This window comes from Streptomyces sp. NPDC086835, assembly GCF_044745705.1.
In the GTDB taxonomy this organism is placed as follows: domain Bacteria; phylum Actinomycetota; class Actinomycetes; order Streptomycetales; family Streptomycetaceae; genus Streptomyces.
In genome coordinates, this window is sequence record NZ_JBIVAU010000001.1 from 833593 (window position 1) to 858783 (window position 25191).

Below are 25191 nucleotides of genomic sequence, written 5' to 3' on the forward strand. Positions count from 1 at the left end.
CGAGGGCCTGGCTGCCGCGCGGGCTGTGGGGCCCGGCTGCGGTCCGGCCCGGGGGCCGGACCCCGGGCCGTACCGGCTTCACGGGCGCGGGGCGCCGCCGGGCGGCTCGAACGTGGCCTGCGCCTCGAACGCCGCCCGCCGCGTCGCGCGCCGTAGCGCCTTGAGCAGCGTCGCGCCGAGGGTGAACGTCAGCACCATCGTGAGCAGCGCACGGCCGAGGTCCCAGCCGAGGGACGTGGCCGCGCAGTACGCGAGGAAACGGACCAGGTTCTCCTGCACCGGATCGCCGGGGTGGAACGAGATCCCGGACGACATGCCGCTGATGATCGTCCAGCCGTAGAGGTTCATGACCGTGCCGTACGCGAACGCCGCGAGCGACCCGTACGCGGCGAGCATCAGCAGCTCCGCTCGCCCCCGCAGCCGCTCCGGACCCGGCAGCAGGCCCGCGCCCATGGTGAACCACCCCATGGACAGCATCTGGAACGGCATCCACGGCCCCACCCCGCCCGTCAGCAGCGCGGACGCGAACATGGTGACGGCGCCGAGCACGAACCCGAAACCGGGGCCGAGGACCCGGCCGCTCAGCACCATGAGGAAGAACATCGGCTCCAGCCCGGCCGTCCCCGCGCCCAGCGGTCTCAGCGCCGCCCCGACCGCGGCCAGCACGCCGAGCATCGCCACTGCCTTCGCGTCCATGCCGCTGTCGGCGATCGTCGCGACGACGACGGCGACGAGGAGCGGGAGCAGCGCGCCGAACAGCCACGGCGCGTCGCCGGAGTGCGCGGCGAGCCCCGAGCTCTCCCCGGCGAGCAGCGGCCAGCCGAAGAAGACCACGCCGATCGCGCTGATCAGGACGAGCGCGGCGATCGAACGGGGGCCGAGGCGGACGGGACGGGAGCGGCGGACAGGGCGGGTGGCCCTGGCCGTCGGCGAGACATCGGCCGTGGGCGGAACTTCGGCCGTGGGCGGGACGGGGGTGCTCACGGGGCTTCCTCCAGGGCCGCCTCGACCTGGGACACGGTCAGCCACTGCTGCGGCGCGAGGATCTTGGCGACCTGCGGCGCGAAGGCGGGCGAGGAGACCACGACTTCGGCCGTCGGCCCGTCCGCGACCACCTCGCCGCCCGCGAGGATCACCACCCGGTGCGCCAGTTCGGCCGCGAGCTCCACGTCATGGGTCGCCAGGACGATCGCGTGCCCGTCCTCGGCGAGACCCTTCAGCACGGCCACCAGCCGGCCCTTCGCCGCGTAGTCCAGACCGCGGGTCGGCTCGTCGAGGAGCAGCAACGGAGGGCGGCCGGTGAGCACGATCGCCAGCGCGAGCGCCAGACGCTGCCCCTCGGACAGGTCACGGGGGTGCGTCGCGTCGGGCACGCCCGGCAGCAGCTCGGTGACCAGCGCCCGGCAGGTGCCCGGGGCCGCGTCCGCGTCCGAGTCGGCGGCTGCGCATTCGGCGGCCACCGTGTCCGCGTAGAGCAGGTCGCGGGGCTCCTGCGGTACGAGCCCGACCTGCCGGATCAACTTGCGCGGGTCCGTGCGGTGGGGGGTACGGCCGCCGACCGTGACCGTGCCCGCCGTCGGCTCGACCATGCCGACGAGGGCGTTGAGCAGCGTCGACTTGCCGGCGCCGTTACGGCCCATGAGGGCCACGGTCTCGCCGGGGGCGATGGCCAGGTCGACCCGCCGGAGCGCCTCGACGCGGGCGCGGCGGACGGCGAGGGCGGTGGTGGCGGCGACGAGGTGCGTGGGGGTGGGCTCCGACGCAGAAGTCGCGGGGGGCGGGGAGGTGCGGAGGAGGCGGGCGAGGAGGCGGTGGCGGGTGGGGCCGCGGCGCGGGGCCTGTTCCCCTACCCTCCCCTTCCCGAACCGGGCTCCGCCCGGACCCGGTACCGCGCTTCGCGCGGCGTCCTCGATCGCCGGACGGGCTGAATTCCGCTGCGCGAAGACAGCCTCACCGGGCCCCGGGCGCAGCGCATCCGTAGCTGCCAGGCGTTCGCGCAGCGCGCCCGCGCGGCGGCGGGCGTCGCGGACCGACAGGGGGACCGGGGACCAGCCCGCCAGGCGGGCCAGCGTCACCACCGGCGGGCGGACCGGCGAGTCGGCCATCACCGTGGCCGGATCGCCGACGACGGGCCCGGCCCCGGGCGCGGGCAGGAGCACCACCCGGTCCGCGTACTGGACGACCCGCTCCAGGCGGTGTTCCGCCATCAGCACCGTCGTGCCCAGGTCATGGACGAGGCGTTGCAGCACCGCGAGGACCTCTTCCGCCGCCGCCGGGTCCAGCGCCGACGTCGGCTCGTCGAGCACGAGGACCTTCGGGTGCGTGGTCAGCACCGAGCCGATCGCCACACGCTGCTGCTGGCCGCCGGACAGCGTCGCGATGGGCCGGTCGCGCAGCTCCACCAGACCCAGCAGGTCGAGCGTCTCCTCGACCCGGCGCCGCATCACGCCGGGCGCGAGGCCCAGCGACTCCATGCCGTACGCGAGTTCGTCCTCGACGGTGTCGGTGACGAAATGGGCGAGCGGGTCCTGGCCCACCGTGCCCACCACGTCCGCGAGTTCGCGCGGCTTGTGGGTGCGGGTGTCGCGGCCACAGACCGTGACCCGGCCGCGCAGCGTCCCGCCCGTGAAGTGCGGGACGAGCCCGGACACCGCACCGAGCAGGGTCGACTTGCCCACGCCGGACGGGCCGACGAGCAGGACCAGTTCACCCTCCGGGACGGTGAGGTCGATGTTCTCCAGCGTCGGCGCGGCAGCGCCCTCGTACGTCACGGAGACGTTCTCGAAGCGGATCACCGGGACGACTCCTTGGCTCCTACGGGGACCGGCGCGACGAACGCCGGAAGCAGACCGATCAGCACGGACAGCGCGGGCCACAGCGGCAGTTCCGGCGCCGTCAGCGGTACGACGCCGGGGTGCAGCGCCTCGCTCCCCGGCACGGTCGCCGCCCGGATCATCAGGGCGGCGACGGCCGCGCCGGAACCGGTCACCAGCCAGGACCGCATGCCCCACCGGTCCGGGCGGTAGCGGCTGCGCACCGAACGCCGGCCGCCCAGCCACAGGCCACCCGCCGCCGCGACGAGCCCGGCGACCAGCAGCGGTACGCCGTAGCGCGCGCCCTCCGCGGCGAGCAGCCCGTACGATCCCGCGCACACCCCCAGCAGCCCGCCGAGGGTCAGCGCCGTCGTGGTGTGCCGCACGGCGGGCGGCACCTGGGCGGTGCGGCCGTACCCGCGGGCGTCCATGGACGCGGCGACCGCGACGGACCGCTCCAGCGCGCCCTCCAGGACCGGCAGCCCGATCTGGGCGACGGCCCGCACCCCGCCCGTCGGTCGGCCCCGAAGGCGGCGGGCGGTGCGCAGCCTCAAGACGTCCGCGACCATGTTCGGCGCGAACGTCATGGCGACGACGACCGCGACGCCGGCCTCGTACAGCGCGCCCGGCAGCGACTTGAGCAGCCGAGCGGGGTTGGCGAGCGCGTTGGCTGCGCCGACGCAGATGAGCAGGGCGGCCAGCTTCGCACCGTCGTACAGCGCGAACACGATCTGCTCGGTGAACACCCGCCCGCCGATCCGCACGCCGTCCGCCCAGCCGGGCATCGGTACCTCGGGCAGCGTGAACAGTACGTGCGTACCGGCGATGGGGGAGCCGAGGGCGACGGAGAAGACGACGCGTATGCCGATGACGAGCAGCCCGAGCTTGACGAAGGCGCCGTAGGAGCGGGCCCACGGCGCGTCGGTACGGCGTGCCGCCACGACGTAGCCGGCGACGCCGACGAGCAGCCCGAGGAGGAGCGGGTTCGTCGTCCGCGAGGCGGCGACGGCAAGCCCCAGCGCCCACAGCCACCAGGCGCCGGCGTGCAGCGCGTTGCTCCGGCTCGCGGCTGGCGCGCGGGTCGCGCGGAGCGCGCGGATCAGGGGGTGCGTTCCGTGGCCGGGTGCGTTCGTCACGACGGCCTTGTGCGGTACGCCGGGGCGCCGCCCTGGACCTCGCGCCTCGATCGCCGGCGGGGCTTGATGTGCCGGGTCGTCGGCGTCGGCGCGACGCGCCGACGGGGCTTGATGCGCCCGGTCGTTCGCGTCGGCGCGCGGCGTGGGAGCCGGCCCCAGGGGCTCGTCCGGGTGTGCAGGCCCCCGGGGCGGAAGGGGCCCGTCGGGGTGGGAGGTCATCGGTTGGTGCGGCGGGAGCGCCACACCGCCGCTCCGGCCAGGGTCAGGACCGCCGCGATGCCCGCGTACACGCCCACCGACGGGCCGTCGCCGCCGGTCGGTTCCTTCGTCGTGACCACGGCCGTGCTCGAGCCCGTGCCGGGCGTCGGCGGGTCGGCCGGCAGGGCCTGGTCGCCGCAGCCCGAGCCGGGGTAGCCCGCGATGGCGCACAGCAGCGCCTCGCTGTTGTAGCGCAGCGGCTTCGCCACCTGCGCCAGCGCCTCCGCCGTCGTCGCCGCCGGGGCGACCCGCGCGCACGCCGTGCGCTGCGCGGGCGGCGTCTCGCCCTGCGGGGCGTCCGACGCGGTGCCGAAGTCGATGACGAGGGCGAGCCGCTTCGTGCCGTCCTTCGCGGGCGTTCCGTCGCAGATCGTGGCGAAGTCGGGCGCCGTGCGCGGAGTCGCCGCGTCCCCGCTGTCCTCGCTGACGGAGAAGCGGAAGCCGTTCACGGACCCGTCGGCCGGGCGGGCGGTCGCCGGGCCCTCCGTGGCGTACGTCCACTCGCCGCCGCTGCTCTTCCAGAACGACCAGTAGCGGTAGCCCGCGGCCTGGGCGGGGGCCGCGACGGCCACCGTGAGCAGGGCGCACAGGCCGAGGAGGGCGAGGAGGCGGGCGCGCATCAGCTCTGGTTCTTCCTGCGGCCGCTGAACAGGAAGCCGACACCGACGGCCGCGACGAAGAACACGCCCACGATCCACCAGGTGGAGGAGGACGAGTCCGAGGAGTCGGAGGTGTCCTTCTCGCTCTTCGCGGAGGCGGACGGCGAGGCGGCCGCCTGCGGGGCCGGACCGGTCGCGTTCAGTGCCGCGACCAGGTCCTGGCCGCCGAAGGACTTGGGGTCGGCGCCTGCCGCACGGGCGGCGAAGATCAGCTGGGCGTAGGCGGCGGGGCCGTTCTGCTTCGCCCAGGCCGCCGAGTTCTGCTGGAGCCACGACAGCGGCTTCTTCGCCTGCTCGGCGAGGCCCTGCGCGGACAGCGCGACGATCGCGTCGGCGGTGTTGCCGAAGTCCGGCGCGGGCGAGGAGTCGTCGGCGCCGGGCATCGGCGGAGTGTCGAAGTGGCCCTTCTCGGCCAGCCCGTTCGCGAGGTACGCCGCGCCGTTGTGCGCCGCGCCCTCGATGTCGGTGGCCTTCTCGCAGGCCGTGCGCTTGGCGTCCTCGGTGCCGGCGCCGGTCGCCGCCAGGCCCTTGCCGTGTGCGGCGAGCACGGCCGCCGCGGTGGAGTCGGCGACGATGCCGGGCGACGCGACCTGGTAGACGAACGCGCCGCCGTCCTCGCCGCCGCAGGGCTTCGCGAACGTCAGCAGCGCGTCGTAAGGGGTCTTGCCGCCCTTGGACTTCGCGGTGGCGGGCTGCTCGCCGGCCGCGGCGAGCGCGCCGATGACGACGGAGGTCGAGTTGGCGTCGCTCGCGCCGCCCGGGTTGTAGCCCCAGCCGCCGTCCTCGTTCTGCACGGACTTCAGCCAGCCGACGGTCTTGTCGACCACGGCGTCCTGCCCGCCGAGCGCGGCGAGCGCCTGCACGGCGGCGGCACTGGCGTTGGTGTCGAGCGGCAGCTTCGCGTCGCAGTCCTTCGCGGTGTCTGCGCGGTACGAGGGGAAGCCGCCGCCCGCGCACTGCTGCCCGGTCAGGAAGGCGACCGCCGCGTCCGCGGGCCTCACCCCGGCCGTGTCCTGGGCGAGGAGGGCGAGCGACTGCCGCCACACACCGTCGTAGGTCGGGTCGCCCTTGCCGTAGAGACCGGCGGGCAGTTCCGCGGACGGCGTGGGGGAGGGGGCCGCGAAGGCGGCGGGTGCGGCGGACAGGCCGAGCACGGCGGAGGCGACGAGCGCGGCTGCGCCGCGGCGAACGGTGGTCATGGCGGGCGGTGCCTCTCCTGCGGTACTCCCGGCGGGATCCGGGCACGGGCACGCTCAGGCACCTGGGCTCCGGCTCCGTATGCCTCGACGGTGCCGGTCACCGGCGGGCTGCCGGTGACACGAGCCGGTCACGACCTCGTACGGGGCATTCCGACTTGCCACCACGGACGGCGGCTCACGGTTGCGGGTCAGCGCCGGATTTCCACCGGCTTCCCCCCGTACGGGTAATGATGACGACGGCGCCACTCTACCGGCCGGTCGCGTACCCGGACGTGGGGCGCCCGTCACACCGCCACGTACCGGGCCGGCTCCCCGCCCGCCGCGACCTCCGCGCGGCCGAGCTTCACCAGCCGCCGCAGATGCGCCTCGGCCTCGGACACGGCGATGTTGCGGGAGCCGTAGGGGATCTGCTCCCAGGGCCTGTTCCACTCCATCCGCTCGGCGACCTGCCAGGGCGTGAGCGGCCGGGCCAGCAGCGCCAGCAGTCCGGTGAGCCGCTGCTCGTGGTGGGCGAGCAGTTCCCGTACCCGGTCCTGGGCGCCGGTGAAGGCGTGCTGGTGGGCGGGGAGCACTTCGGCGGGGGCGAGCCGGCCGACGCGTTCCAGGGAGTCGAGGTAGTCGCCGAGGGGGTCGGTGACCGTGGCGTCGTCGGGGTCCTCGTAGAGGCCGATGTGGGGGGTGATGCCGGGCAGCAGGTGGTCGCCGGAGAAGAGGCGGCCGTTGCCGGGCCGGCCCGCCGGGTGGGCCTCCTCGAGGTGGAGGCAGACATGGCCGGGGGTGTGGCCGGGCGTCCATACGGCCCGCAGTCTGCGGCCCGCCAGGTCGAGCAGCTCGCCCGGGACGATCTCCCGGTCGGGCAGTGCCGGGCGCAGGCCGGGCAGCCCGCCCCCGCCACCGGCGGCGCGTGCGGCTCTCAGCGGTGCGATGTGCGCCTCGGGCGCCCCGGCACGGGCGAGTTTGCCGGCGAGGTAGTCGAGCCACATCCCCGGTTCGGCCTCCCGGGTGCGGCGCACGACGGTGGCGTCGGCGGCGTGCATCGCGATCCACGCCCCGGACGCCTCGCGGACGCGGCCGGACAGGCCGTGATGGTCGGGGTGGTGGTGGGTGACCACGACGCCGTGGATCTCGGCGGGCGAGGTGCCGCAGGCGGCCAGCCCCGCCGAGAGCGTGTCCCAGGCGGTCGGATCGTCCCAGCCGGTGTCGACGAGGACCGGCCCTCGGTCGGTGTCGAGGAGGTGGACCAGGGTGTGGCCGAGCGGGTTGTCCGGGATGGGGACGCGCAGGGAGCGGACGCCGCCGCCGTGGTCGGTCACATGCCCAGCCGCTGCCTCGTCCGTCGACGCCATGCCCATTGCCCCCTGTAACTGGAACTGATATCAGTTCTGAAACTGTGTCAGATAGTGCGCCCCGGCGGGAGGCAGCAGTCATGACCGAGCTCGTGGAACACGGAGAACTGTTCATCGGCGGCGAGTTGACGGCCCCGCTCGGCACGGAAGTGATCGAGGTCATCTCCCCACACACCGAACAGGTCCTCGGCCGCGTCCCGCACGCCTCACGCGCCGATGTGGACCGGGCGGTGGCCGCCGCGCGCCGGGCCTTCGACGAAGGGCCCTGGCCACGCACGACGCTCGAGGAGCGGATCGCGGTCGTCGGCCGGATCAAGGACGCCGTCGCCGTACGGCACGAGGAGATCGCGCGGTCCATCAGCGCGCAGAACGGTTCCCCCTACTCGTGGAGCGTCCTCGCCCAGGCGCTCGGCGCGATGATGGTGTGGGACTCGGCGATCTCCGTCGCCCGGGAGTTCACGCACGAGGAGCGGCGCAGCGGCGTCCTCGGCCCGATCCTGGTGCGGCGCGAGCCGGTGGGTGTCGTCGCGGCCGTCGTGCCGTGGAACGTCCCGCAGTTCACCGCCGCCGCCAAGCTCGCCCCCGCGCTGCTCGCGGGCTGCACCGTCGTCCTCAAGCCGTCGCCGGAGACGCCCCTCGACTCGTACATCCTCGGCGAGATCGCGCGGGAGGCCGGACTGCCGGAAGGAGTCCTGTCGATCCTGCCCGCGGGCCGGGAGGTCAGCGAGTACCTGGTCGGGCACAAGGACGTCGACAAGGTCTCCTTCACCGGCTCCGTCGAGGCCGGCCGCCGGGTCATGGAGGTCGCCTCGCGCAACCTCACCCGCGTCACCCTCGAACTCGGCGGCAAGTCGGCGGCCGTGATCCTGCCCGACGCCGACCTCGCCACCGCCGTCGCCGGGATCGTCCCGGCCGCCTGGATGAACAACGGCCAGGCCTGCGTGGCCCAGACCCGCATCCTCGCGCCGCGCAGCCGCTACGACGAGATCGCGGAGGCCTTCGCCGCGGCGGCCTCCGCGCTCGTCGTCGGCGACCCCCTCGACGCGGCCACCCAGGTCGGCCCGCTGGTCGCGGAGCGCCAGCAGCGGCGCTCCCTGGACTACATACGCATCGGGCAGGAGGAGGGCGCCAAGATCCTGTGCGGGGGCGGCCGTCCCGCCGGACGGGAACGCGGCTGGTACGTGGAGCCGACCCTCTTCGGCGGCGTCGACAACTGCATGCGCATCGCCCGCGAAGAGATCTTCGGCCCGGTGATCTGCCTGCTGCCGTACGGCGACGAGGACGAGGCCGCCGCGATCGCGAACGACTCCGACTACGGCCTCAGCGGCAGTGTGTGGACGTCCGACGTCGAGCACGGCATCGACTTCGCCCGGCGGGTACGGACCGGCACGTACAACGTCAACACCTTCAGCCTCGACATGCTCGGCCCCTTCGGCGGCTACAAGAACAGCGGCGTGGGCCGTGAGTTCGGTCCCGAGGGCTACGGCGAGTTCCTCGAGCACAAGATGATCCACCTGCCCGCCGGACACGGGAGCCACTGATGGGGGACCGCTGGCGCGTCGAGGTGGACCGCACCCTGTGCATCGGCTCGGGCATGTGCGTCGGCCACGCCCCGGAAAGCTTCGACCTCGACGCGGCGCGCCAGTCGCACGCGCGGGCCACCACGGCCGACGCCGACGAGAAGCTCCTCGCGGCCGCGGAGAACTGCCCGGTGGAGGCGATCACGCTCACCGCGGCGGACGGCGGCGAGCCCGTCTTCCCACCGGAGGAGTGAACAAGAGGAGTGAACAAGGTGACTTGTCCTGCCGGGAGTCTGCGGCCCCGGCGGCCCGGCCGACGGCGAGGTCCCGTCGCGCCGCGACGGTAGGGCGAAGTCCATCGTGCCGCCGTACGCACCTCATTTCGCCCCGGTGATAATGCGCGTGTGAGTGACCTCCCTCTCCCTCTTCCGCCCGACCGGATACCCCCGGGCGTGCCCGACTGGCGATCGGCCGACGCCGCGAGGTGGTTGGCCGCCACCCCCGCACGCTGGGCACATCCCCTGTGGCCGGTGTGCGCGCTCGTCGTCGCGATGGTGTGGTCCGTCGTGGCGGCGCCGGAGGCGCCATGCACCCCGGCAGAGCCGTGCGGCACCGACTGGTGGGGAGCCGCACTCGCCGGTGCGGGGCTGCTGTCGCTGTACTGGATCTGGCGGCTGCCCCGACTCGCCCTGCTGAGTCTTGGGGCGACCGCCGCAGGCGGTCTTCTGGACGCCGGACTCCCCGCCGCGTTCGACGGATCGGCCGACCTCGCCATGCTGTCGGCGCTGGCCTACGCCGTCGTCACGATCGTCCACCGACTGGCCGCTGCGAACCGGCAGCGCCTGCTCGCCGAACAGGCGGCCGGGCCGGTCAAGCACGCCCTCCCGGCGGCAGCCGGACGCTTCAGGCGCGGTCGCCTCAGCTTCGCGCTCGCCTCGCTCCTGCTGGCGGTGGGCATGTTCGCCTTCTGGCAGGCCCAGCAGGTCGTCGGCGAGTACGAGGAGCACGCCGCGCGCGGCACCCGGATCGCCGCCGAGGTGACGCGGGTGACCGACGACGAGGACGTTCCGGTCCTCGAGGCGGCGTCGCCGGAGGGCGGTTCTCACACCGTGGAGACCGCCTTCCCCGAGGACCACGCGGTCGGCAGCACCGTGGAGCTCGTCGTCGACGGCGAGTGGGCACGCCTGGCCGCCGAGCCGTACGACGTCATCGGCTGGGAATTGCTGCTGCTGGTGACCGCAGTGCCGGGACTCGCCTTCCTGGCCAACGGCGCGACAAGCCGCCTGCGCGTGCTCCGGCTGTGCCGCGCACCGTTGCCCGCGCTCAAGGTGCTCGTCCGTGAGGGGCACACGGACAGCCGGACGTGGGTGTACGCGGCCGACGACCTCGCGGGAGAGCGTCCGGTGCTGCACTTCCACTCCCTGTACGCCGTCGGCGACGTCGACGAGGAGGAGGACGACGGGACGGAGGACGAGGCGCCCGCCGCCTTCGGGACGGAGGCGGCGAAGGAGGCGTGGGCGGCCGAGGCCGTTGCCGCCCTCAAGGGCACCGACCCCGTGCCGCCGTTGTGCGAGGCCGTCCTGTTCGGTGCTCCCTTCGCAGGTGCCGAAGTCGTCCTGACCGCGGCGGAGGAGGACGGCGAGGCGTCGGTGGAGTGCAGTGTCACGCCCGTACGGCCCGCAACGGCGAAGCTCTTCGGCGTCCCGGGTGGCTTTGACGGTATGTCCGGCCGTCCGGACGGCCGGGCCGGCGCCGCGATGGAGCCCACCGTCGACCCGCTCACGTGGTCCGCCGACCGGGGGTCGCGGGCCATCGGCCTGTTCCTGCTGATCGTGCACGGCGGCGGTACCTGGGCGGCACTCGGCGACGACCTCGCATGGCACTGGCTCCTCGTCCTCGTGCTCGGCATGCCGTGGCTCATCAGCTCGGTCGCCACCGCTCTCAACTGGCGGGTGACCGCCGACCAGCGAGGTCTGTGGGTGACCGGAGCCTGGCGTGTCAGGCATGTCCCCTGGAACCGGATCGCGGGTGTCCACCACACCGACGACGGCATCCGGGTCTCCGTGTCCGAGGGCAAGGACGTCACACTGTCACCGACGGGCTGGGCCTGCCTCGAACACAGACTCGGGCGCCACCCCGCCGCGGTCCGTGCCGCCGACGAGGCAGGCGCCCTGTGGCAGGACCCGGCCCTGCGCCCGGCACGTCACGCCACAGCGGCCGAACAGGGCATGCCGCTCGGCCCGGTGGTCCTGGCGCTGGCCGTCCTGTGGGGGGCCGCCGTCCTGCTGCTGTGACCCGTGTTCCGCCGCGATCCCTGACGACCGGCCGTGGGCCGGGTCACGTCACCGCGCGTCCTTCCGCGCCCCGCCCCGTCCCTTCACAGGCGCGGCCGGGGTCGACGGGGCCGGGGAGACGGCCGGGTCCGTCAGGTCGATCAGCCGGCAGACCGTCTCGATGTCGATCTTCACCTGGGCGATCGAGGCGCGCCCCGACAGCCAGGTGATCAGCGCCGAGTGCCAGGTGTGCTCGATGACACGGACGGCGGAGAGCTGCTCCGGCGTCGGGTGCTCGATCCCCATCGCGTCCAGGATGATCGCCGTCGTCTGCCGCGAGACGGTGTCCACCTCGGGGCTCACGCTGCGGTCCGCGAAGGTCAGCGCCCGCACCATCGCGTCCGCGAGGTGCGGCTCGCGCTGGAGCGCCCGGAAGGCCCGCATCAGCGTCTCCGCGACCCGCTCGGAGGGGCTCTCCCCGCCCGGCGGGCGCTTGCGCAGCGTCGTGTGCATCTGCTGGAGCTGGTCCTGCATGGTCGCGACCAGCAGATGGATCTTGGAAGGGAAGTAGCGGTACAGCGTGCCGAGCGCGACGCTCGAGGACTCGGCGACCTCCCGCATCTGGACCGCGTCGAATCCGCCACGGCTCGCGAGCCGGGCGCTCGCGTGCAGGATGCGACGGCGGCGCGCCTCCTGTCGTTCGGTGAGGGGTGGCGTCGCGGGCATCGTCGGCCTTTCTTGCGCTGTCATCAGTCCCGGTGTCCGTTCCCTCACCCGCCCGCCGTGGCGGGAATCACCTGATCCGCCGGTCACAGTTGCGCTACCGCCCGGTAGATTCGAAGTCCCTTGAACGATCAAGTCTGAAACTTGTTCTAGATTAGCGCGACCGATTAGGCTCCGCCGAAACGCAGTGAGAAGGGGGCCCCGGGTGACCGCAGAGGCCATAGAGGCCGGCCCCCGAGCGGGCACGTCAGGCACGTCCGGCAGCGATGACAGCCCGCTGCGCATCGCCCTCCTGACGTACAAGGGGAACCCGTTCTGCGGCGGCCAGGGCGTCTACGTGCGCCACCTGTCGCGTGAACTCGCCCGGCTGGGCCACCGCGTCGAGGTGATCGGCGCCCAGCCCTACCCGGTCCTCGACGAGGGCGTGCCGCTCACCGAGCTGCCCAGCCTCGACCTGTACCGCAGCCCCGACCCCTTCCGCACGCCCGGCCGCGGCGAGTACCGGGACTGGATCGACGCACTCGAGGTCGCCACCATGTGGACCGGCGGCTTCCCGGAGCCGCTGACGTTCTCGCTCCGCGCCCGCCGCCACCTGCTGGCCCGGCGCGGCGAGTTCGACGTCGTCCACGACAACCAGACCCTCGGCTACGGCCTCCTCGGCGACATCGGCGCCCCGCTGGTCACGACGATCCACCATCCGATCACCGTCGACCGGCAGCTGGACCTCGACGCCGCGATGAGCTGGCAGCGCCGCGCGTCCGTGCGCCGCTGGTACGGCTTCACCCGCATGCAGAAGCGCGTCGCCCGCCGGCTGCCCTCCGTGCTCACCGTCTCCGGCTCCTCGCAGCAGGAGATCGTCGACCACCTCGGCGTACGGCGCGACCGCGTCCATGTCGTCCACATCGGCGCCGACACCGACCTCTTCTCGCCGGACCCCTCCGTCGCCGAGGTCCCCGGCAGGATCGTCACCACCTCCAGCGCCGACGTCCCCCTCAAGGGACTCGTCCACCTCGTCGAGGCGCTCGCCAAACTCCGCACCGAGAACCCGGACGCCCACCTCGTCGTCGTCGGCAAGCGCGCCGAGGACGGCCCGGTGGCGCAGCTCATCGAGCGCTACGGCCTCGACGACGCCGTCCGGTTCGTCAAGGGCATCAGCGACGCCGAACTGGTCGACCTGGTGCGCAGCGCCCAGATCGCCTGCGTGCCGTCCCTGTACGAGGGCTTCTCGCTGCCCGCCGCGGAGGCCATGGCCACCGGCACACCGCTCGTCGCCACCACCGGCGGCGCGATCCCCGAGGTCGCCGGCCCCGACGGCGAGACGTGCCTGGCCGTGCCGCCCGGCGACGCGGAGGCCCTGGCCGCCGCCCTGCGCCGGCTCCTCGGCGATCCGGACCTGCGGGCCCGGCTCGGCGACGCCGGACGGGCCAGGGTGCTGGCCCGCTTCACCTGGAAGCAGGCCGCGATCGGCACCGCGGAACGCTACCGCGAGGCGATCGCCGCATCGTCCGCCGCTTCCGTACGCACCCACTGACCCAGTTCCACCAGGAAGACCCGAGCTCCGCCCCCAGGAAGGCAGACCCCCCGTGCTGACCGTCGACTTCTCCCGCTTTCCGCTCGCCCCGGGCGACCGAGTGCTCGATCTGGGCTGCGGCGCCGGCCGGCACGCGTTCGAGTGCTACCGGCGCGGAGCGCAGGTCGTGGCCCTGGACCAGAACGGCGAGGAGATCCGCGAGGTCGCCAAGTGGTTCGCCGCGATGAAGGAGGCCGGAGAGGCCCCCGCCGGCGCGACGGCCACCGCCATGGAGGGCGACGCCCTCAACCTGCCCTTCCCCGACGAGTCGTTCGACGTCGTCATCATCTCCGAGGTGATGGAGCACATCCCCGACGACAAGGGAGTGCTCGCCGAGATGGTCCGCGTCCTGCGGCCCGGCGGCCGCATCGCGGTCACCGTGCCGCGCTACGGCCCCGAGAAGGTCTGCTGGGCGCTCAGCGACGCCTACCACGAGGTCGAGGGCGGCCACATCCGCATCTACAAGGCCGACGAACTGCTCGCCAAGATGAAGCAGGCGGGCCTGCGGCCGTACGGCACCCACCACGCGCACGCCCTGCACTCGCCGTACTGGTGGCTCAAGTGCGCCTTCGGTGTCGACAACGACAAGGCGCTGCCGGTGAAGGCGTACCACAAGCTCCTCGTCTGGGACATCATGAAGAAGCCACTGGCCACCCGCGTCGCCGAACAGGCGCTGAACCCGCTGATCGGCAAGAGCTTCGTGGCGTACGCGACCAAGCCGCACCTTCCCGTGGACGCCGCCAAGTGACGTTGCCAGGACGTACCGAACACCTTGTCCTGCCCGGGGTCCTGAGCGCTGAGGAGGCCGTGGAGACCGTCGCGGGGATCCTCGCCGTGCAGCGCCCCGACGGCGCGATCCCCTGGTTCCGCGGCCACCATCTCGACCCGTGGGACCACACGGAAGCCGCCATGGCGCTCGACGCGGCGGGCGAGCACGACGCCGCCGCCCGCGCCTACGACTGGCTCGCCCGGCACCAGAACGACGACGGCTCCTGGTACGCCGCCTACCACGACGGCGACCCGGCCGCCGTCACGGACCACGGCCGCGAGAGCAACTTCTGCGCCTACATCGCGGTCGGCGTGTGGCACCACTACCTGGCCACCGGCGACGAGGTCTTCCTCGATCGGATGTGGCCGGTGGTGTACGCGGCCGTCGAATTCGTCCTGGGGCTCCAGCAGCCCGGCGGCCAGATCGGCTGGAAGCGCGAGCCGGACGGGACGGCGGTGAACGACGCCCTGCTGACCGGCAGTTCCTCCATCCACCACGCGCTGCGCTGCGCGCTGGCCGTCGCGGAGGAACGCGAGGAGCCCCAACCCGACTGGGAACTCGCGGCCGGCGCGCTCGCCCATGCGGTTCGCCACCACCCCGAGCGGTTCCTCGACAAGGACCGCTACTCGATGGACTGGTACTACCCCGTCCTCGGCGGCGCGGTGACCGGCGATGAGGCCAAGGCGCGCATCGAGTCCCGCTGGGACGACTTCGTCGTGCCCGGCCTGGGCGTGCGATGCGTCCTGCCGAATCCGTGGGTCACCGGCGGCGAAAGCTGCGAACTGGCGCTCGCGCTGTGGGCGGTGGGCGAGTCCGACCGCGCCCTGGAGATCCTCCAGTCCATCCAGCACCTCCGCGCGGAGGGCGGCCTGTACTGGACGGGCTACGTCTTCGAGGGCGAGCGTGCGATATGGCCCGAGGAACAGACGACATGGACGGCGGGCTCGCTGCTGCTGGCGGTCGCGGCGCTGGGCGGCGACGAGGCGACGACGGCGGTGTTCGGCGGCGAGCGCCTGCCGAAGGGGCTTTCGCCGGACTGCTGCGAGGTCCACTGATCGGGGGCGTGTCCGCTGCGCGGGGCCGTGCCTCCACCCCGCCCCTTCCCGCTGTGCCGATGTGCGGCTCCGCCGCGTGGCGGAGCAAGCCCCGGGCTCCGCACGGCCTTCGGCCGTGCCCTCAATCTCCCCCTACGGCCTGGCGGCCGTGGGAGGTGCCCCCAAGCACATCGATACAGCGGGAAGGGGCGGGTAGGGGGACAAGCCCCGCCGCAGGCGGTCAACGGCGCCGCAGCGCACCCGCCGCCGCGTGGCCGATGAACAGGTAGACGATCGCCGCCAGCCCGTAGCCCGCGACCACCCGCGCCCATTCCTTGTCGAAGGTGAACAGGTCGTGGGACCAGCCGGCCAGCCAGCGGGCCGTGTCGCGGACGAACTCGACCAGGTCGTTGGCCCTGTTGGCGTCCAGAAGGTACATCAGGATCCACAGGCCGAGGATGAAGGCCATGACGTCCGCTACGACGGCGACGACTCTCGCCACTGTGGTGGTACTGCTCGTGCGTGTTGTCATGCTCAGCGTGTTGCCGCTTGTGAGCCTGTGAAACCCGTTCGGGCTCGCCCAAGTGGCGGCCCCGTGCGCCGTGCCCTTCGCCTCGGTCGGAACTCGGCGGCGGCTGAGGCTGCCGCCGAAGCCGCAAGCGCACCAGCGGCGGGACCATCTCACGGCCGGTTTGCGCGAGTTCCTTGGTGCCGGGGACTGCGTGTATCGCGGGCGTATCGAAAATCGCATACGCCACCGCAACGGCCCTCCGTCTCCAATGGCGGCATGAACCACAGCGCATCCCTGTCATCACCGCCCCGCCACACTCGCAGGATCGTGTTCCTCACCCTGGCGATCCTCGGCCTGGCGTGCGCCGTGTTCGTCGTGCGGCGGCCGCTCATGATGGCCGCTCCGGTGTGCATGGCCGGGCGGTGGCACGGCTGCTTCGACACGTTCAACGGGGTGGTGCTCATGACGTTGGTCGCGCTGCCGTCGGCCGCGCTGGTGGTGTGGGCACTGGCGCGCCGTCGGCGCGACGCCGGCGTCACATCGGCGTGGCGGATGTCGCTGGCCGAGGTGGGCATGGTCCACGGGACGGTGCCGTTCCTGTGGATGACCATGATGCCGGGCGCCGGGGCCGGCACCGTCCCCGCCCGGGTGAGCCTGGTACCGCTGCGGGACCTGATCACGATGGGGCCGCTCGGCATCGTCGGCAACCTGCTGGTCCTCGCGGCGCTGGGGTTCTTCGCCCCGATGAGGTTCGCGGCGCTGGCGTCCGTGCCGCGGATCCTGGCGCTCGGGGTGGGCTGCTCGGTCCTGGTCGAAACCGCACAGTACGTCCTGCGGCTGGACCGGGTGTCCTCCGTGGACGATGTACTGGTCAACGCCACCGGCGCCGTGCTGGCCGCGCTGGCGTCGCGCCGCTGGTGGCGCACCACGGCACAAGCGCCGTCGGACCGGCCTCGCCCCGCGCCGACACCCGCGCCGGCGTCGGCGGGCTGAGTCGCGTGTCGGGTGTGCACAGGACTTTGCATACGTCGGCGACATGTCGTGCTGCTTAGGCTTCGGACATGCGTGTACTGATCGTGGAGGACGAGCCCTACCTTGCCGAAGCCGTCCGTGACGGTCTGCGGCTGGAGGCGATCGCCGCCGACATCGCCGGCGACGGCGACTCCGCCCTGGAACTGGTCAGCGTCAACTCCTACGACCTCGCGGTCCTCGACCGCGACATCCCCGGCCCTTCCGGCGACGAGGTCGCCCGGCGCATCGTCGCCTCCGGCAGCGGCATCCCGATCCTCATGCTCACCGCCGCCGACCGGATCGACGACAAAGCTTCCGGGTTCGAGCTCGGCGCCGACGACTACCTCACCAAACCGTTCGATCTGCGGGAGCTCGTCCTGCGGCTGAGGGCGCTCGACCGCAGACGCGTGTACGCCCGGCCCCCGGTCCGCGAGATCGCCGGCCTGCGGCTCGACCCCTTCCGCAGGGAGGTCTTCCGCGACGGACGCTACGTCGCGCTCACCCGCAAACAGTTCGCCGTGCTCGAAGTCCTCGTCGCCGCCGAGGGCGGGGTCGTCAGCGCCGAAGAACTGCTGGAACGGGCCTGGGACGAGAATGCCGACCCCCTCACCAACGCCGTGCGCATCACCGTCTCCGCACTGCGCAAACGGCTCGGCGAACCCTGGATCATCGCCACGGTGCCCGGCGTCGGCTACCGGATCGACACCGGTACGGACACCACCGACCCCGGCCGTGAGCGTGCGTAGACGCCCAGGGCTCAGCGCCCGACTGAAACTCACCCTCAGCTATGCCGGATTCCTCTTCGTCGCCGGTGCTCTCCTGCTGGCCGTGGTGTGGGTGTTCCTGCTGCGCTACGTACCCGACAACAGCCAGGGTCTGCTCGGGATCTCACCCAACCGCTACCTCCTCGTGCGCACCTTCGCCCCCGCCGCGGCCATGGCGATGGCCTTCCTCCTTGTGTTCGGCCTCGTCGGAGGGTGGATCCTCGCCGGTCGGATGCTCGCACCCCTCACACAGATCAGGGATGCGGCGCGGACGGCCGGGAACGGGTCGCTGTCCCACCGGATCCGGATGAAGGGCCGCCAGGACGAGTTCCGTGAACTCTCCGACGCGTTCGACTCGATGCTCGAACGACTCGAGTCCCACGTCGCCGAGCAGCAGAGGTTCGCCGCGAACGCCTCCCACGAACTGCGCACCCCGCTGGCGATCTCGCGGACGCTCCTCGACGTCGCCCGCAAGGACCCCACGCGGGACCGGGACGAACTCGTCGAACGCCTGCACGCCGTCAATACGCGGGCGATCGACCTCACCGAGGCCCTCCTGCTGCTCAGCCGCGGCGACCGAGGAAACGTCACCCGCGAGAGCGTCGACCTCTCCCTCGTCGTCGAAGAAGCGGCCGAGACGCTGCTGCCTCTCGCCGAACAGCGCCGGATCACCCTCGACGTCACCGGAGGGGCGGCCCCGACCAGCGGCTCCGCGGAGTTGTTGCTGCGGATGGTGACGAACCTCGTCCAGAACGCCGTCGTCCACAACCTCCCCGCCGGCGGCACCATGACGGTCCACACCGAGGCGCACGGCGACATGAGCGTGCTGCGGGTCGAGAACACGGGCCGTCGGCTCCCGCCGGAACTGGTACCGACCCTCACCGAACCCTTCCAGCGGGGGACGGAACGCGTACGCACCGACGAGCACGCCGGCGTCGGCCTCGGCCTGGCCATCGTGCACAGCATCGTCCGCGCCCACGACGGGACCCTCGACCTCGTCCCCCGCCCTTCCGGCGGTCTCCTCGTCACGGTCCGGCTTCCCGGCACGCCGTAGGCATCGTCCCCGGGCGGGGCACACTGGATCGAGGCTCTTGGGTTCGTTCCTCGGTTTCAGGCGTTCAGCTCGGCCAGCACCCGCAGCGTGTGCGGGTCCGGCGCGGTGACCAGCAGGTCCGTGACCGGGCCCGTCCGCCACAGCTCCAGCCGCTCCGCGATGCGTTCACGCGGTCCCACGAGCGAGATCTCGTCCGCGAAGTCGTCGGGCACGGCGAGCACCGCCTCATGTCTGCGGCCCGCAAGGAAGAGTTCCTGGATCCGGCGGGCCTCCGCCGCGAAGCCCATCCGCGCCATCAGCCCGGCGTGGAAGTTGCGGGTCGCGTGTCCCATGCCGCCGATGTAGAAGCCGAGCATCGCCTTCACGGGCAGCAGGCCCTCCGCGATGTCGTCGCAGACCCGCGCCCGGGCCATCGGGGCGACCATGAAGCCCGCCGGGAGGTCCGCGAGGGACGCCGCGTAGACGTCCGTCCGCAGCGGGGACCAGTACAGCGGCAGCCACCCGTCGGCGATACGGGTCGTCTGCGCGATGTTCTTCGGCCCCTCCGCCCCCAGCAGTACGGGGAGATCCGCGCGCAGCGGGTGGGTGATGGGCCGCAGGGGCTTGCCGGTGCCGGTGCCGTCGTCGCCCGTGTACGGGTGGCGGTGGAAGCGCCCGGCCAGCTCGACCGGCCCCTCGCGGGCGAGGACTTGGCGGATCACGTCGACGTATTCGCGGGTCGCGGTGAGCGGGCTGTCGGGGAACGGGCGGCCGTACCACCCCTCCACCACCTGCGGTCCCGACAGGCCCAGCCCCAGCATCATCCGGCCGCCGGAGAGGTGATCGAGGGTCAGCGCGTGCATCGCGGTCGCCGTCGGGGTGCGCGCGGCCATCTGCGCCACGGCGGTGCCCAGCCGGATGCGCCGCGTGTGCGCAGCGATCCAGGTGAGCGGGGTGAACGCGTCCGACCCCCACGCCTCCGCCGTCCACACGGAGTCGTAGCCGAGCCGCTCGGCCTCACGGGCCAGTTCCAGATGGCCGGGGTCGGGGCCGCGGCCCCAGTAGCCGAGGGCGAGTCCGAGTCGCATGCCCGTCCGTCCTTCCCCCGCCCGGAAGTCTTCTGACGGGGCGTCAGGGTACGGCAGCGGCCCCCCGCCCGGAAGGGCGAGGGGCCGCGCTGTGTGCGAGAGGGATCAGCCGCGCTGGATGCCCGAGGTGTCCTGCAGCACGCCACGACGGCCGTCCTGCGTCTGGGCCACCAGGCCGGGACCGCGCTGCTCCACCGCCAGGTACCAGGTGCCGGGCGCCAGTTCGGCGATCGGCGTCGGCGAACCGTCCTCGCCGTACAGCGGACGGGCCACCGGCACGGCGAACCAGAACGGGGTGAAGTCCGACGGGGCGCCGCCCTGGGAGGCGTCGGCCGGGGCCGCGGCGGCCGGCTGGGCGGCGGCCTGCGGCTGCCCGCCCTGTGCGCCGTAAGGCTGCGGCTGACCCGGCTGGCCACCGTACGACGGCTGACCGGCGCCCGCGCCGGGGTAGCCGTAACCACCCTGCGGCTGGGGCTGCATGCCGTACGGCTGCTGGACCGCGGCCGGACGCGGGGCGCCGACGAGCGGGGCCTTGAGGGCCGGCACCAGCGGGGTGGCGACGGCGCCGCCGGCCAGGGCGATGGTGCCCAGCAGGCCGAGGATGGCGCCGGCGCCCGCGCTGTTCATGTCGATGATCGTCCAGAACATCGTCCAGAGCGCGAAGATGGTGAGGGCCACGCCGAACTGGCCGAGGTCCAGACCGGCGACCTTGCGGCCCGGCATGCCGCGGCTGAGGATCAGCAGCGCGGCGCCGATGATCCCGCCGATGTAGATGGACATCACGATGTTCAGCGAGTCCCAGGCGTTCATCTCCGCGCTGGAGCAGTCGACCCCGCTGGGGCAGTCCACGCTGGTGAAGCTGAGGAACGAGGCGATGAACAGCACCACCGCTGCTCCGATCACCACGCCGTCGCCTCGAGTGAGGGAGCGGATGTTCACGTAAAAATCCTTTGTCGTCGTCTCATCATCGGGGCGGTCTTCGCTGCCGCCTGTTCGGGCGGTGTGCGCTGACGCGGAGCTCGGGGGTGACTCCCCATCGTAGAGGTGAATCTATCGTCTGCCGGTTCCGGACGTCCGCCCGGTATCGCACTCACCGTTGTAGGTAGCTGCTGATGCCGTCCGCCATTCCCTGGGCCGCCTTCTGCCGCCAGCTCGGGCTGGTGAGCAGAGCGACGTCCTCAGGATCCCGCATATTGCCGCATTCGATGAAGACCTTGGGCACGGTCGAAAGGTTCAGTCCGCCCAGATCTTTGCGCACGTCGAGGCCGGTCCCGCCTCCCACATAATTGGACGGGGAGCTTCCGGTGGCGCGCAGGAAACGGCCGGCGATGCGTTCGCCGAGTTCACGCGAGGGGCCCACGATCTTCGAGGTGTCGGCGGCGCCCGCCTTGACCCGATCGGGGAGGATCACGTGGAATCCGCGGTTGCCGACGGCCGACCCGTCCGCATGGACGGAGATGACCGCGTCGGCCCCCGCTTCGTTGCCGAATCGTGCCCGTTCGTCGATGCAGGGACCGAACGGACGATCGCCGTCCTGGGTGAATTCGACCTTTGCGCCCTGCTCTTCGAGCAGTGTGCGAAGACGTCGTGAAACATCGAGGGTGAAATCGGCTTCACGGTAACCGGCGGCGGTCGCCGTGCCTGTCGTGTCGCATTCCTTGCGGTTGGTTCCGATGTCCACCTGGCGGTTGATCTCGCGGGTGTGCGAGAAGTTCCCGGGATTGTGCCCCGGGTCCACCACGACGACCTTCCCCGCGAGCGGACCGGCCTTCGTGGACGGGGAGGGCGCGGGGGAGGCGGCGGGCGGCGCGGCGGACTTCGAACCGGACGGGGTCGAAGACGGCGGGGCCTTGGAGCCGCCCGGTTTGCCCGCGGAGGTGGCGGACCCGTTGGGGGCGCTGCCGCCCCCGGAACCGTCGGCCTGCCACACCAACCACCCGCCCGCACCGCCCACCACGAGCGCCGCGCCCGCGACCACGGCGACGAGGCCGCGCCGGGAGGGGCGCGGCCGGGGATCACGGTGCTGGTTCTCGTCGTACGACACGGTCGCGATGCTAGCGGGCGGCAGGTCCGGTGGTCGGTCTGGTCGACGGTGTCGCACCCGACCGGACCCCTCGCACGGCGTGGCGCCCCGGCGTGCCGTCGTGGGTCAGACGCCCGGGCCCGTGCGGCGCAGGACGCGCAGCGAATCCGTGGCCGAGACCTCGGTGAACGCGCCGGACGCCAGGGCGCGGAGGTAGATGCGGTACGGGGCCTGTCCGGTCCACTCGTCCACCGGGTCGGGGAACACGTCGTGGATCACCAGCAGCCCGCCCTCCGCGACATGCGGGGCCCAGCCCTCGTAGTCGTTGGTCGCGTGCTCGTCGGTGTGGCCGCCGTCGATGAAGACCAGCCCGGCCTTCCCGCCCCACACCTTCGCCACCTGCGGCGACCTGCCGACGACCGCGACGACATGCTCCTCGAGACCGGCTTTGTGCAGTGTGCGGCGGAAGGTGGGCAGCGTGTCCATGAGACCGACCTCGGGGTCCACCGTCTCGGGGTCGTGGTAGTCCCAGCCGGGCTGCTGCTCCTCGCTGCCCCGGTGGTGGTCCACCGTCACGACGACCGTGCCGGCCTCCCGTGCCGCGTCCGCCAGCAGGATCGTCGAGCGCCCGCAGTACGTCCCCACCTCCAGCAGCGGCAGCCCGAGCGCCCCGGCCTCGGCGGCGGCCGCGTACAGGGCGAGGCCCTCGCCCACGGGCATGAAGCCCTTGGCGGCCTCGAAGGCGGCAAGGATCTCCGGCTTGGGAGCGGTGGCGGCCATGGGGTCCTCCTGGACGGGTCGTGCGGATCAGGCCATCGTGCCCTACGCGCCGGTAGGTCCCCCGTTCGAGGTGTCCTGCGTGATTCACCTCACCCAGCCCGGCCGGGGTGCTTACGGTCGGCCGGGAGCCACAACGAACGGGGGGCCGACGCGATGGTCCACATGCGCAACCTCGACCCCGGCGCATCGCCGCTGGACTACTACGGCGCGGAACTGCGCCGCCGCAGAGAAGCAACCGGCATGAACCAGGCCCAGTTGGGCTCGTGCATCTTCGTCACGGGCTCCCTGGTCGGCCAGATCGAGACGGCGAAGAAGGTCCCGACCCGGGACTTCAGCGAACGGGTCGACGCGGCGCTGGGGACGGACGGCATGTTCTCCCGGCTGGTGGGGCTGGTGCTCCGGAGCCAACTGCCGCACTGGTTCCAGGCGTACGCGGAGATGGAGGCGAAGGCGGCGTACATCTCCACCTATCAGGCGCAGCTGGTGTACGGGCTGCTCCAGACGGAGGGATACGCCCGCGCCGTGCTGGGAGTGCGTTCGGAGGAGAACCTCGACGCGCGGGTGGCCGCACGGATGGAGCGCCAGCGCATCCTGGACCGGGAGACGCCGCCGCTGATGTGGGTCGTGCTGAGCGAGGCCGTACTGCACCAGGAGGTCGGCGGCCGTGAGGTCATGCGGGATCAACTGGCCCACCTGTCGGAGGTGCGCGGGCGTGAGTGGGTGAAGGTGCAGATCCTGCCGTTCGAGACAGGCGCGCACGCGGGGCTGCCCGGGACTTTCAATCTGCTGCGGTTCGAGGACGATCCGGACCTCGTCTACACCGAGGACTTCGTGCAGGGCCATATGACGGCCAATCCGGCTGCTGTCAGGGAGGGTTCACTTCGTTACGATCACTTGCAGGCCGCCGCGCTCTCCGTCGACGATTCGGCGGCGCTCATCGCCCGCGTAATGGAGGAACGGTATGGACACCATCCAGAGCCTGACGGACGTGCGCTGGCGTAAGTCGTCCTACAGCGGCGACACCGGCGGTCAATGCGTCGAGTGCGCGCCGCTCGGCGCAGCCGCCTGGCGCAAGTCGTCGTACAGTTCCGACACCGGCGGGGACTGCGTCGAGGTCGCCGACCTCGCCCCCCACGTCGCCGTCCGCGACTCCAAGAACCCCGACGGCCCCGTCTTCACCGCCACCCCCGCCGCCTTCGCGGCGTTCGTCGCCGCCGCCGGAGCCGGCCGCCTTTGACGGCCCCTTCCCGCGTTGGACCGTGGGAACCCGGTCCCGGGGTCACACCCCACTCGAACCAGCCCCGCCGGTCCCAGGGGCAGTGCACCCGCACCGGTCCCGCACGCCCGATGGGACGGGCGAGGAACTTGGCGCACACCTCTTGACCACGCGTACCTACCGATCAGTACGCTCGGCCCACCCCGCAACGACACCGGTGTCTTCACTCTGATGCCGAGGCGAACCCTTCGCCCGGCACGCTCGGCACGCCCGCAGGTATCGCTCCCGTGACCCGGGACGGGCCCCAGCCCCCCAGAACGCGGCGTCGAGCGCCTTTCCCTGCCCCCGCCCCTTGAGTCGAGGCCCGCGTGAAGAGATCCGTCATGACCGCAGCCGTCGCCGCCGCCGGCGCTCTTCTCGCCGTGCAGGCGTCGGTCCCTGCCCAGGCGTCGAGCAGTTCCCGCTTCACGCTGGACAGCAATCCCATCCTGTTCGTGCACGGCTACAACGGTGACGCCGGCAACTGGAACACCATGGCCGACCGCTTCAGGGCCGACGGCTGGCCGTCTTCCCACCTGCGCCAGTGGACCTACGACTCGCGCCAGTCGAACACCGTCACCGCCCAGCAGTTGTCCACAGAGGTCGATCGTCTCCTCGCGGCCACCGGGGCGACCGGGGTCGACATCGTCAGCCACTCCATGGGTGGCCTCTCCTCGCGGTACTACCTCAAGAACCTCGACGGGACCTCCAAGGCCGACGCCTGGGTGTCGCTGGGCGGCCCCAACCACGGAACCGACACCGCCAACAGTTGCTTCGACGCGTCCTGCACCGAGATGCGCACAGGCTCCAGCTTCCTCACCGCCCTCAACTCCGGTGACGAGACTCCGGGCTCACCCCGCTACGCGACCTGGTGGTCGCCCTGCGACACGGTGATCAACCCGGACAGCTCCGTGTCCCTGTCCGGCGCGGTCAACACCCGGACCGCCTGCCTCTCCCACATGGGCCTGCTCACCGACGCGACGGTGTACGCCCAGACCCGCGACATGATCAACCGCTGACCCGCCCGCGGGCAGCCGCATTCCGTTCGCCGCTGCGGCGCTGAGCGCGCCGGCCACTGCGTACCGAACCACGCCTCGGCGAGCGACTGCGGTGTGCCCGCGTCCGGGAGGGGCAAATCCCGCATGGACCACGGCAGGTGGCTGTACACGTGCAGCAGGGTGTACGTCATCAGCACGGCCGGGTCGAAGGTGCGGCCGTACGCCTTGAGGATCCGGCCCAGCAGGTCCGGGTCGCCGCGGGTGACGAAGAGGCCCCCCGGCGACGAAGTACGCCGGGTCGCCGATCATCGCGGGCTCGAAGTCGAACAGGGCGGTGAGCCGGCGGCTGTCGGGATCGACGACGAGGTGCAGCCCGCGCCCCCGCCTGCCCGGTCCTAGGTCCCCGGCCCTGGACCCACCCCGCGTGA

24 protein-coding genes, 1 pseudogene and 1 riboswitch are annotated in these 25191 nt (G+C 72.5%); of the genes and pseudogenes, 12 read left to right on the forward strand and 13 right to left on the reverse strand.

Annotation, left to right across the window (positions count from 1 at the left end; translation table 11 throughout):
• Window positions 1–78: 78 nt before the first annotated feature.
• The 6 genes from ACIPJI_RS03865 to ACIPJI_RS03890 all read right to left on the reverse strand — a co-directional run bounded on the left by ACIPJI_RS03865 (window position 79) and on the right by ACIPJI_RS03890 (window position 7411).
• Window positions 79–867, reverse strand: a complete 789-nt coding sequence (locus tag ACIPJI_RS03865; RefSeq protein ID WP_402244737.1) for an ECF transporter S component — start codon at window positions 865–867, stop codon at window positions 79–81.
• A gap of 113 nt (window positions 868–980) precedes the next feature.
• Window positions 981–2795: an ABC transporter ATP-binding protein gene (locus ACIPJI_RS03870; RefSeq protein ID WP_402244305.1), complete on the reverse strand. Its 1815-nt coding sequence runs from the start codon at window positions 2793–2795 to the stop codon at window positions 981–983.
• Window positions 2792–4192: an energy-coupling factor transporter transmembrane protein EcfT gene (locus ACIPJI_RS03875; protein ID WP_402244307.1), complete on the reverse strand. Its 1401-nt coding sequence runs from the start codon at window positions 4190–4192 to the stop codon at window positions 2792–2794. The genes ACIPJI_RS03870 and ACIPJI_RS03875 overlap by 4 nt, the downstream gene beginning before the upstream one ends.
• Entirely contained in the window at window positions 4165–4827 is a 663-nt protein-coding gene (locus tag ACIPJI_RS03880) for an SCO2322 family protein (protein WP_402244309.1), read from the reverse strand. The genes ACIPJI_RS03875 and ACIPJI_RS03880 overlap by 28 nt, the downstream gene beginning before the upstream one ends.
• On the reverse strand, window positions 4827–6065 hold the full coding sequence (locus ACIPJI_RS03885) for a prenyltransferase/squalene oxidase repeat-containing protein (protein WP_402244311.1): 1239 nt from the start codon (window positions 6063–6065) through the stop codon (window positions 4827–4829). The genes ACIPJI_RS03880 and ACIPJI_RS03885 overlap by 1 nt, the downstream gene beginning before the upstream one ends.
• 143 nt (window positions 6066–6208) lie before the next feature.
• Window positions 6209–6281: riboswitch (cobalamin riboswitch) on the reverse strand.
• Between the two features lie 68 nt (window positions 6282–6349).
• Window positions 6350–7411 carry an MBL fold metallo-hydrolase gene (locus ACIPJI_RS03890; RefSeq protein ID WP_356619084.1) on the reverse strand — a complete coding sequence of 354 codons (1062 nt, stop codon included), beginning with the start codon at window positions 7409–7411 and terminating at the stop codon, window positions 6350–6352.
• A gap of 80 nt (window positions 7412–7491) precedes the next feature.
• Here ACIPJI_RS03890 and ACIPJI_RS03895 point away from each other — a divergent pair, with 80 nt between their 5' ends.
• The 3 genes from ACIPJI_RS03895 (at window position 7492) to ACIPJI_RS03905 (ending at window position 11225) form a co-directional block, all read left to right on the forward strand.
• Window positions 7492–8952: an aldehyde dehydrogenase gene (locus ACIPJI_RS03895; protein ID WP_402244313.1), complete on the forward strand. Its 1461-nt coding sequence runs from the start codon at window positions 7492–7494 to the stop codon at window positions 8950–8952.
• On the forward strand, window positions 8952–9185 hold the full coding sequence (locus ACIPJI_RS03900) for a ferredoxin (RefSeq protein ID WP_356619086.1): 234 nt from the start codon (window positions 8952–8954) through the stop codon (window positions 9183–9185). The genes ACIPJI_RS03895 and ACIPJI_RS03900 overlap by 1 nt, the downstream gene beginning before the upstream one ends.
• Before the next feature lie 150 nt (window positions 9186–9335).
• Window positions 9336–11225 carry a hypothetical protein gene (locus ACIPJI_RS03905; protein ID WP_402244314.1) on the forward strand — a complete coding sequence of 630 codons (1890 nt, stop codon included), beginning with the start codon at window positions 9336–9338 and terminating at the stop codon, window positions 11223–11225.
• Window positions 11226–11273: 48 nt separating this feature from the next.
• On the opposite strand, the gene ACIPJI_RS03910 is transcribed toward ACIPJI_RS03905, so the two are convergent.
• On the reverse strand, window positions 11274–11954 hold the full coding sequence (locus ACIPJI_RS03910) for a TetR family transcriptional regulator (protein ID WP_402244316.1): 681 nt from the start codon (window positions 11952–11954) through the stop codon (window positions 11274–11276).
• 178 nt (window positions 11955–12132) lie between these two features.
• Between ACIPJI_RS03910 and ACIPJI_RS03915 the strand changes: the two genes are divergently transcribed.
• The 3 genes from ACIPJI_RS03915 to ACIPJI_RS03925 are packed head-to-tail and all read left to right on the forward strand — an operon-like array spanning window position 12133 to window position 15321.
• Entirely contained in the window at window positions 12133–13458 is a 1326-nt protein-coding gene (locus tag ACIPJI_RS03915) for a glycosyltransferase family 4 protein (RefSeq protein WP_307706179.1), read from the forward strand.
• A 52-nt stretch (window positions 13459–13510) separates the two neighbouring features.
• Window positions 13511–14245, forward strand: a complete 735-nt coding sequence (locus ACIPJI_RS03920) for a class I SAM-dependent methyltransferase (protein ID WP_307706178.1) — start codon at window positions 13511–13513, stop codon at window positions 14243–14245.
• Window positions 14242–15321 (forward strand): prenyltransferase, encoded by a 1080-nt coding sequence (locus ACIPJI_RS03925; RefSeq protein WP_402244318.1) that lies wholly within the window; start codon window positions 14242–14244, stop codon window positions 15319–15321. Before ACIPJI_RS03920 ends, ACIPJI_RS03925 begins: the two co-directional genes overlap by 4 nt.
• A gap of 220 nt (window positions 15322–15541) precedes the next feature.
• On the opposite strand, the gene ACIPJI_RS03930 is transcribed toward ACIPJI_RS03925, so the two are convergent.
• Complete coding sequence (locus tag ACIPJI_RS03930; RefSeq protein WP_356619092.1) at window positions 15542–15832, reverse strand: hypothetical protein; 291 nt, start codon at window positions 15830–15832, stop codon at window positions 15542–15544.
• Between the two features lie 255 nt (window positions 15833–16087).
• On the opposite strand from ACIPJI_RS03930, the gene ACIPJI_RS03935 reads away from it, so the two are divergent.
• From ACIPJI_RS03935 to ACIPJI_RS03945, 3 genes are all read left to right on the forward strand, one after another.
• Window positions 16088–16804 (forward strand): VanZ family protein, encoded by a 717-nt coding sequence (locus ACIPJI_RS03935; protein ID WP_402244320.1) that lies wholly within the window; start codon window positions 16088–16090, stop codon window positions 16802–16804.
• Window positions 16805–16872: 68 nt separating this feature from the next.
• Window positions 16873–17568, forward strand: coding sequence for a response regulator transcription factor (locus tag ACIPJI_RS03940; protein ID WP_402244322.1), 696 nt, complete (start codon window positions 16873–16875; stop codon window positions 17566–17568).
• Complete coding sequence (locus ACIPJI_RS03945) at window positions 17561–18640, forward strand: sensor histidine kinase (RefSeq protein ID WP_402244739.1); 1080 nt, start codon at window positions 17561–17563, stop codon at window positions 18638–18640. Before ACIPJI_RS03940 ends, ACIPJI_RS03945 begins: the two co-directional genes overlap by 8 nt.
• 56 nt (window positions 18641–18696) lie before the next feature.
• Here the strand turns inward: ACIPJI_RS03945 and ACIPJI_RS03950 are convergent, their stop codons facing one another.
• From ACIPJI_RS03950 to ACIPJI_RS03965, 4 genes are all read right to left on the reverse strand, one after another.
• Window positions 18697–19707 (reverse strand): LLM class F420-dependent oxidoreductase, encoded by a 1011-nt coding sequence (locus tag ACIPJI_RS03950; RefSeq protein ID WP_402244324.1) that lies wholly within the window; start codon window positions 19705–19707, stop codon window positions 18697–18699.
• 105 nt (window positions 19708–19812) lie between these two features.
• A complete protein-coding gene (locus ACIPJI_RS03955) occupies window positions 19813–20646 on the reverse strand; it encodes a hypothetical protein (protein ID WP_356619102.1) in 834 nt (277 codons plus the stop codon).
• Between the two features lie 151 nt (window positions 20647–20797).
• Entirely contained in the window at window positions 20798–21751 is a 954-nt protein-coding gene (locus ACIPJI_RS03960; RefSeq protein ID WP_402244326.1) for an N-acetylmuramoyl-L-alanine amidase, read from the reverse strand.
• 105 nt (window positions 21752–21856) lie between these two features.
• Window positions 21857–22510, reverse strand: a complete 654-nt coding sequence (locus tag ACIPJI_RS03965) for a class I SAM-dependent methyltransferase (protein WP_402244328.1) — start codon at window positions 22508–22510, stop codon at window positions 21857–21859.
• A gap of 153 nt (window positions 22511–22663) precedes the next feature.
• Between ACIPJI_RS03965 and ACIPJI_RS03970 the strand changes: the two genes are divergently transcribed.
• The 3 genes from ACIPJI_RS03970 (at window position 22664) to ACIPJI_RS03980 (ending at window position 24784) form a co-directional block, all read left to right on the forward strand.
• Complete coding sequence (locus ACIPJI_RS03970) at window positions 22664–23512, forward strand: helix-turn-helix domain-containing protein (RefSeq protein WP_402244330.1); 849 nt, start codon at window positions 22664–22666, stop codon at window positions 23510–23512.
• Window positions 23472–23747, forward strand: coding sequence for a DUF397 domain-containing protein (locus ACIPJI_RS03975; protein WP_402244332.1), 276 nt, complete (start codon window positions 23472–23474; stop codon window positions 23745–23747). Before ACIPJI_RS03970 ends, ACIPJI_RS03975 begins: the two co-directional genes overlap by 41 nt.
• A gap of 362 nt (window positions 23748–24109) precedes the next feature.
• Window positions 24110–24784 (forward strand): esterase/lipase family protein, encoded by a 675-nt coding sequence (locus ACIPJI_RS03980; RefSeq protein WP_402244334.1) that lies wholly within the window; start codon window positions 24110–24112, stop codon window positions 24782–24784.
• Between the two features lie 59 nt (window positions 24785–24843).
• Here ACIPJI_RS03980 and ACIPJI_RS03985 read toward each other — a convergent pair.
• A pseudogene (locus ACIPJI_RS03985) lies at window positions 24844–25132 on the reverse strand (phosphotransferase); the annotation flags it as partial.
• Between the last annotated feature and the right edge of the window lie 59 nt (window positions 25133–25191).